This is a genomic window from uncultured Leifsonia sp. (assembly GCF_945957465.1).
Taxonomy (GTDB): domain Bacteria; phylum Actinomycetota; class Actinomycetes; order Actinomycetales; family Microbacteriaceae; genus Leifsonia.
The window spans coordinates 23476-33845 of sequence record NZ_CAMFLC010000036.1 but is presented as its reverse complement, the minus strand read 5'-3'; the positions used below and the strand labels follow the sequence as shown (position 1 = coordinate 33845).

Annotated in this window: 8 protein-coding genes; 4 read left to right on the top strand and 4 right to left on the bottom strand. The window is 72.0% G+C overall.

The genetic code is table 11. The features are described 5' to 3' along the window. Positions 1–362: 362 nt before the first annotated feature. Positions 363–1889 carry an aminopeptidase P family protein gene (locus tag Q0Q23_RS14840; protein ID WP_295125584.1) on the bottom strand — a complete coding sequence of 509 codons (1527 nt, stop codon included), beginning with the start codon at positions 1887–1889 and terminating at the stop codon, positions 363–365. 33 nt (positions 1890–1922) lie between these two features. Here Q0Q23_RS14840 and Q0Q23_RS14835 point away from each other — a divergent pair, with 33 nt between their 5' ends. Together Q0Q23_RS14835 and Q0Q23_RS14830 are read left to right on the top strand one after the other, a co-directional pair. Continuing rightward, a complete protein-coding gene (locus Q0Q23_RS14835; protein WP_295125581.1) occupies positions 1923–2789 on the top strand; it encodes a PHP domain-containing protein in 867 nt (288 codons plus the stop codon). 50 nt (positions 2790–2839) lie between these two features. Then, positions 2840–3985 carry a hypothetical protein gene (locus Q0Q23_RS14830; RefSeq protein ID WP_295125577.1) on the top strand — a complete coding sequence of 382 codons (1146 nt, stop codon included), beginning with the start codon at positions 2840–2842 and terminating at the stop codon, positions 3983–3985. A gap of 135 nt (positions 3986–4120) precedes the next feature. Here Q0Q23_RS14830 and Q0Q23_RS14825 read toward each other — a convergent pair whose 3' ends face one another. Then, complete coding sequence (locus Q0Q23_RS14825; protein ID WP_295125575.1) at positions 4121–5590, bottom strand: DEAD/DEAH box helicase; 1470 nt, start codon at positions 5588–5590, stop codon at positions 4121–4123. A gap of 124 nt (positions 5591–5714) precedes the next feature. On the opposite strand from Q0Q23_RS14825, the gene Q0Q23_RS14820 reads away from it, so the two are divergent. Next, on the top strand, positions 5715–6455 hold the full coding sequence (locus Q0Q23_RS14820; RefSeq protein WP_295125573.1) for a ferritin-like fold-containing protein: 741 nt from the start codon (positions 5715–5717) through the stop codon (positions 6453–6455). Between the two features lie 151 nt (positions 6456–6606). On the opposite strand, the gene Q0Q23_RS14815 is transcribed toward Q0Q23_RS14820, so the two are convergent. Then, entirely contained in the window at positions 6607–6909 is a 303-nt protein-coding gene (locus Q0Q23_RS14815) for a hypothetical protein (RefSeq protein ID WP_295125571.1), read from the bottom strand. Between the two features lie 9 nt (positions 6910–6918). After that, entirely contained in the window at positions 6919–7143 is a 225-nt protein-coding gene (locus Q0Q23_RS14810; protein WP_179606823.1) for a DUF3107 domain-containing protein, read from the bottom strand. A gap of 109 nt (positions 7144–7252) precedes the next feature. Here Q0Q23_RS14810 and Q0Q23_RS14805 point away from each other — a divergent pair, with 109 nt between their 5' ends. Continuing rightward, positions 7253–10357 (top strand): ATP-dependent DNA helicase, encoded by a 3105-nt coding sequence (locus tag Q0Q23_RS14805; RefSeq protein WP_295125565.1) that lies wholly within the window; start codon positions 7253–7255, stop codon positions 10355–10357. The last annotated feature ends 13 nt before the right edge of the window (positions 10358–10370 follow it).

The following is a 10370-nucleotide window of genomic DNA, read 5'->3' as shown; positions in this document are numbered from 1 at the left end:
AGCGTCAGATGTGTATAAGAGACAGCGCCTGACCCGACCCCAGGGGCGCCCGAGGGGCGCCTCAACGCCCTGAGGGGCACCCGAGGGGCGCCTCAACGCCCTGAGGGGCGCCCGAGGGGCGCCTTAACGCCCCTAAAACGGCGTCTTAGGGGCGTTAAGGCGCCCCTCGGACTTCGGGACGCCGCGGGGCGTCGCGAGGGATCCGAAGGGCGCGCGAGGGGCGTCGCGAGGGGTCCGAAGGGCGCGCGAGGGGCGTCGCGAGGGGTCCGAAGGGCGCGCGAGGGGCGCGTTGATGCCCCTAAAACGGCGTTTTGGGGGCGTTAAGGCGCCCCTCGGCGTGCGGGACGGGTGGGGCGGTGCGCTCAGCGGGCGCTGAGGCGCCGCACCCAGGCCTCCACGTCGTCCGCGGTGCGCGGGAGCGCGATGGAGAGGTTCTCGGCGCCGTCGGCGGTGACGAGGATGTTGTCCTCGATGCGCACTCCGATGCCGCGGAAGCGCTCGGGCACGGTGAGGTCGTCGGGCTGGAAGTACAGCCCCGGCTCGATCGTGAACACCATGCCGGGCTCCAGCACGCCGTCGAGATACAGCTCGCGACGCGCCTGTGCGCAGTCGTGGACGTCGAGCCCGAGGTGGTGGCTGGTGCCGTGCACCATGTATCGGCGGTGATGCTGGTTGTCGGCCTGGACGGCCTCCTCGGCGGTTACCGGAAGCAGCCCCCACTCCGCCGTCCGGCGTGCGATCACGGCCATCGCCGCCGCGTGGATCTCGCGGAACCGGATGCCGGGGCGCACGATGGCGAATGCGGCGTCGGCGGCTTCGCGAACCGTCTCGTACACCAGTCGCTGCGTCTCGGTGAAGGCGCCGTCGATGGGGAACGTTCGCGTGATGTCGGCGGTGTAGTAGCTGTCGACCTCGACGCCCGCGTCGAGCAGGATGAGGTCGCCGGGGATCACGGGGCCGTCGTTGCGCGTCCAGTGCAGGATGCAGGCATGCGGGCCGCTGGCGGCGATGGTGTCGTAGCCGACCGCGTTGCCGTCGGCGCGGGCGCGCCCGTTGAAGACACCCTCGACGAGACGCTCCCCGCGCGGGTGCGCGACGATGCGCGGGAGGTCGGCGATCACGTCGTCGAAGCCGGCGGCCGTCGCTGCGATGGCCGCGCGCAGCTCCGCGATCTCGAACGCGTCCTTGACCAGGCGCAGCTCGGAGAGGTCCCGCGCGAGGGCGTCGTCGTCGCCGTGGTCCTCCGGGTCGAGGTCGGCGCCCGCCTCGGCGGCGAGCACCAGGCGGGCCGCGTCGACACGGTCGGTCAGCTCCGGGTCCGCCTCGCGCAGCACGACGGTGGCGGCGTCGACGGAGTCGAGCACGGCCTCCACGTCGGCGATGCCCCGGGTGGGGAGGTCGAGGTCGCCGGCGACCTGCGCCAGCGACGGCCGCGGTCCGATCCAGAACTCCCCGATCTCGGGATTGGCGTAGAACTCGTCCGAGTCGCGTCCCGCCCGCTCGCGGAAGTAGAGGGTCGCCTCGTGGCCGGAGCCCGTCGGTTCGAGGACGAGCACGCTGCCCGGCTCGGAGTCGGAGCCCCAGCCGGTGAGGTGCGCGAACGCGGAGTGCGCGCGGAAGGGGAAGTCGGTGTCGTTGGAGCGCTGCTTGAGCCGGCCGGCCGGGATGATCAGCCGGCGTCCCGGGTACAGCTCCGACACGCGGGCGCGGCGCGCGGCAGCGTAGGACGCCTGCTCGCGGGCGCCGGGAAGCACCTCGGGACGCTCGGCCCAATTGCTGCCGATGTACGCGCGGAAGGCGTCGGAGCCCGGCGTGGTCGACCGGTTCGCGGTCGCGCGGGGGGCGTCCTGCTCGGTGCGGGCGGGTGCTGTGGTGTTCTCGGACGACATGCCGACCATTCTCGCACTCATAGGATTGGGGTCATGGCTGCCGAGCGACTGTTCCGCGGGCCCGTGGACCTCCACACGCACTCGAGCGTGTCGGACGGCACGGAGACCCCCGCCGAGCTGGTGCGCGCGGCCGCCGCCGCCGGGCTCGGAGCCGTCGCGCTCACCGACCACGACTCGACCGCGGGATGGGCCGGCGCCGCCGCAGCAGGCTCCGAGGCGGGCGTGACGGTGATTCCGGGGATGGAATTGTCGACCCGCGTCGAGTTCGCCAGCGTCCACATGCTCGGCTATCTCTTCGACCCGGCGAACGATGCGCTGGTCGCCGAGACGCTGCGAATCCGCGAGGGCCGCATGCGCCGGGCGGAGGACATGGTGCGACGAATCGCCGCCGACTACGACATCACCTGGGACGATGTGCTCGCTCAGGCGACCGAGGGCGCGACGGTCGGCCGGCCGCACATCGCGGACGCCCTCGTCGCCCGTGGCCTCGCCGCAGACCGTAGCGCCGCGTTCGCCGGCATCCTGCACTGGCGCAGCGGCTACTTCCAGCCTCACTACGCTCCCGATCCGATGACCGGCGTCCGTCTGATCCGCGGAGCGGGAGGCGTGCCGGTGCTCGCGCACCCTGCGACGAACAGCCGCGGGGTCATCCCGGAGCCGCGACTCCGCAGACTCGTCGACGCCGGCCTGTTCGGGCTGGAGCTCGATCACCGGGAGAACCGGCCGGACGGCGTGGCCGAGCTGCGCCGCTACGCCGAGAAGTACGGACTCGCGATCACCGGCTCCAGCGACTATCACGGCGCGGGAAAACCGAACCGGCTGGGGGAGAACACCACCGATCCCGCCGTCGTCGACCGCATGATCGAAGAAGCGACAGGCGCGGCGCCTTTCTACGCCTGAGCGGAATCCACCGTTAGCCTGGTCCGCGGGGATCGGGAAGCGAGGTTCGAGTGTCTCGGCGGCTTTGGACGTCTTCGATCACGATTGCGGCGCTGGTCGGCGCGCTCACGGTGGCCGGCGGAGCAGCACCCGCGAACGCGGACGCGTACCCTTCCTGGGACGATGTGCAGGCGGCGAAGGCGAACGTCGCCGCGGCGCAGGCGGAGGTCGATCGGATCAACGGCCTGCTCGCCTCGTTGCAGACCGCGGCCAACGCGGCCGGCGATCTGGCGGTGAAGCGCCTGGGCGAGTACGGGCAGGCGGAGGCCGCCCTGGCGGCGGCGACCGCCAAGGAGCAGGATCTCGCGGGTCAGGCGCAATCGGCCGCTGCGAAGGCCGACGAGCTTCGCGCGCAGAGCGGCAAGTTCGCGGCGCAGCTCACGCGCTCGGGCACCTCCGACGTTTCGATCCGGCTCTTCCTCGGGGGAGCGGGGGCGCCGGGCGCGGACAGCTCCCGCGAATCGCTGCTCTACCAGCTCGGAGCGGTCTCGAGGCTGGCCGACCAGGCTTCGGCGCTGTTCGCCCAAGCCGCCGAGCAGAAGAACACGGCGGCGGCGCTCAGCGAGCAGGCCACGGCGGCGCAGAAGATCCGGGACCAGCTCGACAAGGACGCGCAGAAGGCCCTGCAGGCGGCCAACGATGCGAAAGCGGCCGCCGACGCGCAACTCGCCGACCAGAAGTCACACGCGAACACGCTCTACGCGCAGCTCGCCTCCCTCCAGAACACCGCGGCGTCCGTCGAGCAGCAGCGTGCGGCGGGTCTGGCAGCCGCCGCGGCCGCGGCCGCTGCGGCCAACACGGGCGGCGGCGCCGACGGCTTCGCTCCACCTCCCGGCATGAACGTCGACCCTGCCGCAGCACAGGCCTATGCGTCCAGCCGACTGGCCGCGTTCGGCTGGGGGCAGGACCAGATGGGCTGTCTCATCAAGCTGTGGAATCACGAGTCGGGCTGGCGTGCCGATGCGTACAACACCTCCAGCGGCGCTTACGGCATCCCGCAGTCGCTGCCCGCGAGCAAGATGGCGTCCGCGGGCCCCGACTGGATGACCAACCAGAACACCCAGGTCGACTGGGGTCTCGACTACATCAACCGCGCCTACGGCTCGCCGTGCGCCGCCTGGAACTTCGAGATGAGTCACGACCCGAACTGGTACTGAGCGTCGGTGCTGGTACTGAGCGTCGGTGCTGGTACCGAGTGTCGGCGCTGGTACCGAGCGTCGGTGGCCCGCTGACGGAGAACGCCGCCTGCAGCAGGGCGGCAGACGGCGTTCTCCTGTCGGTTCGTCCGGAGCTCAGCTCGCGGGGGTCGCGGGCGAGCCGCCACGGGAGCGGCGACGGCGCCGGCGCGGGGCGCCTTTGCCGTCGTGGTGCTGCGAGCCGCCGCCATCGTGCGTCCCCGTGGCGGGAGCCTTCTGCTCGCCGTCAGCGGTCGCCGCGGTGGCCTCGCCGCCGGACGCGGCAGCCGAACCGGAGCGGGTGCGGCGGCGCCGGTTGCGCGAGCGGCCCTCGCCCTGGTTGGCCGGACCGGTCGAGTCGCGACGCGCGCCGTCCTGGTTCTCGGGCGCCTTGACCGCCGGCGTCGACTTGAGGCGGCCCTTCGCGCCCTCGGGGATGCCGAGATCACTGTAGAGGTGCGGCGACGACGAGTACGTCTCGGTGGGCTCGGGCTGGCCGAACTCGAGGGCGCGGTTGATGAGCGCCCACTTGTGGAGGTCCTCCCAGTCGACGAACGTGACCGCGACACCGGTCTTGCCCGCGCGGCCGGTGCGGCCGGCGCGGTGCAGGTAGGTCTTCTCGTCGTCCGGAATGGTGTGGTTGATGACGTGCGTGACGTCGTCGACGTCGATGCCGCGGGCGGCGACGTCGGTCGCGATGAGCACGTCCTTCTTGCCGGCCTTGAAGGCGGCCATCGCCCGCTCGCGCTGTTCCTGGTTGAGGTCGCCGTGCACGGCGGCGGTGTTGAAGCCGCGGTCGCCGAGCTCCTCCACCAGCTTGGCCGCAGCCCGCTTGGTGCGGGTGAAGATCACGGTCTTGCCGCGGCCCTCGGCCTGGAGGATGCGCGCGACCACCTCGTCCTTGTCGAGCGAGTGCGCGCGGTAGATGAGGTGCTTGATGTTGGCCTGCACCTGGCCCTCGTCGGGGTCCGTGGCGCGGATGTGGATCGGGCGCGTCATGAACCGGCGCGCCAGCGCCACGATCGGGCCGGGCATCGTGGCAGAGAACAGCATCGTGTGGCGGGTCGCGGGGGTCTGCGCGAACAGCTTCTCGATGTCGGACAGGAAGCCGAGGTCGAGCATCTTGTCGGCCTCGTCGAGCACCATCTCGCGCACATTGGAGAGGTTGAGGAGGCGCTGGCCGGCCAGGTCGAGCAGGCGGCCGGGGGTGCCGACGACGATCTGCGCGCCGGCCTTGAGCTGTGCGATCTGGCCCTCGTATGCCTTGCCGCCGTAGATGGCGGTGACGGTCGTCGGACGGTTGGAAGCGGCCTGCTCGAGGTCTTCGTAGACCTGCACGGCGAGCTCGCGCGTCGGGACGACGACGAGAGCCTGCACGCCGGGAGCCGGGTCGAGGCCGAGCCGCTGGATGATCGGGAGGCCGAAGCCGAAAGTCTTGCCCGTGCCCGTCTTGGCCTGGCCGATGATGTCCTGGCCGTCGAGTGCGAGCGGGATGGTCTGGGTCTGGATCGGGAACGGCTCGACGATGCCCTTGGCCGCAAGGGCGTCCACCATGTCCTGATCGATGTTGAGTTCGGAGAAAGTCACGTAAGTGTTGCCTGTCGGTTCGAAAAGTGAGTCCACGCCCTGTCTCTCTTCGCAGGCGCAGGGCCGTCGATCCTGCGCCGACGGCACCACAAGCTTAGTAGACCTCCCCGTTACACTGCTGTACGTGTCAACGTGGTTCACCAGACGCCGGCCCGCGGTCGAGCTTCCCCGCCTCGCGCCGCGCGCCCCGCGGCCGCCCTCCGTTCGCGTCGACCTGCACGAGGTGATGCCCGACCTCCTGCCGTATCTGGGCCAAGCGGCCTATCTGCAGCTGGAGCAGTTCCAGACGCTCTCGCGGGTGGCGGCCGACACCGACGCGCCCGGTGCGAAGAGCGTCGATGCGCTGCGCGCGAAGGAGGCCGTCGCGGTCGCCGCGGGACTGGCGCTGTCGAAGCACCAGGGCATCGTGGCGGAGATCCGCCGCCGCGGCGACGAGCCCGCGGCGGTGATGCGCCCGTTCGCCGACGAGATCGAGGGCTTCCGCGCCCTGCTGATCGGCTCGGACTGGCGCGAGACGTTGCTGGCCGCTCTGATGACCGGCGGCCTGCTCGACGACTTCTTCATCCGGCTGGCCGCAGGCCTGCCGGGCGACGTCGGCCCGCGCATGGCCCAGCTCCTCGGCTCCGACTCCGGACAGGAGGGTCTGCTGGAGGTGCTGCGCGCCGAGATCGCGACCGACCCGCAGCTGGGATCGCGGCTGGCGATGTGGGGTCGCCGCCTGGTCGGCGACACGCTCCTGGTCGCCCGCTCCGCACTCCACCTGTCGGGCAACCGGGCGGCGGACGAGGAGCGGATCGAGCCGATCTTCACCGAGCTGATCGCGGCGCACACGCGCCGCATGGACGCGCTGGGCCTGACCGCCTGAGCGCGGCGGGTCGGTAACGGAGGAATCTCACCCGGAGTCTCGGTCCGAGCGCAGGCAACGGAGGAGAACCTCCCTGGGATGCGGCCAAAGTCCTCCGCAGCGTGCCCTTTCGTCGTAGCCGCCGGCGGAAGTCCTCCGGTGCCGACACACGTCAGCGGGCGATGGCGCCCTTGGCGAGCGTGTGCAACAGCTTTTCGTCGTGGTCGGTTCGCACGCGCCCGATCACGAGGTCGGTCACCACGACGATCGCCGCGGTCCCCAGCAGCGTGATCCACCAGATCCAGCCGCCGTCCCACTTCAGCCCCGCCCAGGTGAGGGCGACCCAGAGGATGCACGCCACGCTCACGCCGAGAGCCGGGATGAGCACGGAGCCGTGCGTGTGACGATGCGGCAAGAGGTACCGGGCGCCGAGGCCGAGGATGGCGCCGGCGAGCGCGACGAAGAGCAGTTCCACGGAGGGAATCTAGCCGACGAAGCCGATGCGGCGCGACTCCTCGGTGCCGACCTCCACGTAGGCGATGCCGGCGGTGGGGACGATGTAGACGCGGCCCTTGTCGTCCGCGAGCTTGAGGATGCCGGTGCCGCTGGTGAGGCCGGCCTGGATCTGCTCGGTGAGCTCCTCGGCCGACTGGGCCGACTCGAAGCTGAGCTCGCGGGGGGCGTTGACGATTCCGATGCGGATCTCCACGGGATTGTGCCTTTCGAATCAGACCGGCGGTTGCGAGTTCAGACTACGGCACACGGCTCGCGGGGCTCGGTCGCGTTCTCTGTCGGCGGACGCCGATACCGTGAAGGACATGACAGCCCGAGGTTTCCGACCGCGCATCCACGATGCCGACCGGCCCCTCGACCTCGACCCGGCGCAGCGCCGGGTGCTCGAACTGCCCGACGGCGTGTCGGCCGCCGTCCTCGGCGCGCCAGGGACGGGCAAGACCTCGGTGCTCGTGGAGGCGGTCGCCGAGCGCGTGCACCGGCGGGGCTACGATGCCTCCCAGGTTCTCGCGCTGAGCGCCTCGCGCACCGCCGCGACGGCGCTGCGCGACCGCATCGCCCTGCGGCTGGGCGTGCCGACGCCCGGCCCGCTCGCGCGCACGGCCACCTCGCTCGCGTTCCAGCTGGTGGGCGAGCAGTCGAAGCGAATGGGCTGGGAGCCGCCCCGATTGCTGACGGGAGGCGACCAGGACCAGATCATCGCCGAGCTGCTGAACGGCCATCTGGAGGACGGCACCGGGCCGGCCTGGCCGGAGTCGCTGGGTCCAGAGGTGCGCGTGCTGCGCGGCTTCCGGACCGAGCTCCGCGAGCTCATCGGCCGCTGCGCGGAGCGCGGTGTGACCCCCGGCCGCCTCGCCGAGCTCGGGGCGATCACCGGTCGTGACGAGTGGAGGGCGGCCGCTCGGTTCATCGCCGAGTACCAGAGCGTCCTCGACAGCTTCCGCGGCGGGTTCGTCGACTCGGCCGAGCTGATCGCCTCCGCCGTCTCCGTCGTGCGCGAGGGCAGCGCCCTCGACGGTCTGCGCGCCCTCTTCGTCGACGACCTCCAGGAGGCGACGGTGGCCACCATCGCCCTGCTGCGCGCCGTCGCCGCCCGTGGCGTCGCGGTGATCGCGTTCGGCGACCCCGACGTCGCCTCCACCACCTTCCGCGGGGCGGAGGTGTCCGCGCTCGGACAGCTCGGCTCGCGCCTCGGCGTTCCGGTGACGCGCATCGTCCTGGGCACGGCGCACCGCCAGACGCCTGTGCTGCGCGAGCTGACCTCCCGCGTCACCGAGCGCATCGGCACCGCGGCCGCCGGTGTGCACCGCGTCGCCGTGCCGGCCCGTCGGCCGGCGGAGGACGCCGGGCCCGAGATCGTCGTGGTGCGGGCGTCGTCCGCACCTGCCGAGGCGGCGCGGCTCGCGCGCCTGCTTCGGGAGCGGAGACTCATCGACGGTGTGCCGTGGAGCAGCATGGCCGTCGTGGTGCGGTCGGGAGCCCACATCCCCGGCCTCGCGCGATCACTCGCCGTAGCGGAGGTGCCGACGACGACCAGCATCGCCGGCCGGCCGCTGCGTGACGACTACGCCGCTCGCCAGCTCGTCACCATCGCGGGGGTGGCCCTCGGCCCTGAAACGCTGACCCCGGAAGTGGCGACCGAGCTGCTGCTCGGGCCGTTCGGGGGTCTCGACGCCATCAGCCTGAGGCGACTGCGCCTCGCGCTGCGTCAGGAAGAGCTTGCCGGCGAGGGCAACCGGCCGGGCGACGACCTCCTGGTCGAGGCGCTCGCGGAGCCGGCGCACCTCGCGACGATCGACTCCTCGCCGGCCCGCCGTGCGGCGCGGCTCGCCGAGACGCTGCGCGGCTGCCGGCAGAAGGCCGCGGCCGGGGCCACGATCGAGGAGCTGCTCTGGCACGCGTGGGAGCGCAGCGGCCTCGCGTCGCGCTGGCTCGAGCAGTCGGGGCGCTCCGGCATCGTCGCGGACGAGGCCGACCGGCATCTCGACGGTGTCGTCGCGCTCTTCACCGCCGCCCGCCGGTTCGTCGAGCGGTCGCCCGAACGGCCGGCGGCCGACTTCGTCGTCGAGCTGCTGGGGGCCGAGGTTCCGGAGGACACGCTCGCGGCGCGCACCACCGGAGACGCGGTCCTCGTCTGCACCCCGAGCGCCACGGTCGGACGGGAGTTCGAGGTGGTCGCGGTCGCGGGCCTCCAAGAGAGCGTGTGGCCCAACCTGCGGCTGCGCGGTTCGCTGTTGCACCCGCAGGAACTCGACGACGCCCTGGCGGGCCGCCATCCCGAGACCGCGGACGAGCGGGCCGAGGTGCTCGGCGACGAACTGCGCATGTTCGCCCTCGCCGTGTCGCGGGCACGCCGTCAGGTGCTGCTGACCGCGACCGCCAACGACGACGAGCAGCCTTCCCCGTTCCTCCGGCTGGCCGCCGAACTCGCCGTCGAAGACGACGATCCGGGCATCCACCCGCTTTCGTTGCGGGGCATGGTCGGCCGGCTGCGCCGCCGGCTCGTGACGACCGGGTCGCCGGATGCGGCCGACGCACTCGCGCGGCTGGCCGACGCAGGCGTGGAGGGTGCCGACCCCTCCGAGTGGTACGGCCTGGTCGAGCCGTCGACGACGGAGCCCCTCGTCGACCTGGACGATCCGGAGGCGATGGTGAAGGTGTCGCCATCGCGCCTGGGGACGTTCGAGAAGTCGCCGCTGGTGTGGTTCATCGATGAGATGGCGGCGTCGCCGAGCGGTCTTGCGGCCGGCATCGGCACGGTCGTCCACGCGGTCCTCGAAGAGGCCGGAGCGACCGACGAGACGAGCGTCGACGTGCTGTGGGCCGGCATCGAGCGCCGTTGGACCCAGCTGCAGTTCGAGTCGCCGTGGATCGAGGAGCGCGAGCGACGCCGCACGCAGGGGCTGGTCGCAGGTGTGTCGGAGTATCTGCGCGACTTCCGTCGTGCGGGCGGCCGCCTGCTCGGCTCCGAGGGCGCTTTCGAGCTCGACCTCGGGCGCGCCCGCATCAGCGGCAAGATCGACCGGGTCGAGGAGACTCCGGACGGCGCGGTCGTGATCGTCGACCTGAAGACCGGACGCAGCGTCCCGAGCGCTGCCGAGACGGCCTCCCACGCACAGCTGGGCGCGTATCAGCTCGCACTCGAGCACGGCGCCGTGGAGGCCGGCGAACGGCCTCCGGGCGGCGCCAAGCTGCTCTTCGTCGCCAAGGGCGTGCGCGGCAAGGCGTATCGGGAGGTCGTGCAGGAACGCGTCGACGAGGAGGCGCTGCGGCGACTGGAGGAGCGCGTCGCCGTCGCAGCGGAGGGCATGGCCGGCGCCACGTTCGCCGGCGTGGTCGACCTGGGCGACCGGGACCCGCACGCCGCGTACAGCTATCGCATCCATCTGGTTCCGGCGGTGAGCGCATGAAACGGGAGCGCAG

Bases quoted from the DNA above. Each gene is read 5' to 3' on its own strand.
- Q0Q23_RS14835 (WP_295125581.1), top strand. From the start codon at position 1,923: ATGGCTGCCGAGCGACTGTTCCGCGGGCCCGTGGACCTCCACACGCAC.
- Q0Q23_RS14840 (WP_295125584.1), bottom strand. From the start codon at position 1,889: ATGTCGTCCGAGAACACCACAGCACCCGCCCGCACCGAGCAGGACGCC.
- Q0Q23_RS14805 (WP_295125565.1), top strand. From the start codon at position 7,253: ATGACAGCCCGAGGTTTCCGACCGCGCATCCACGATGCCGACCGGCCC.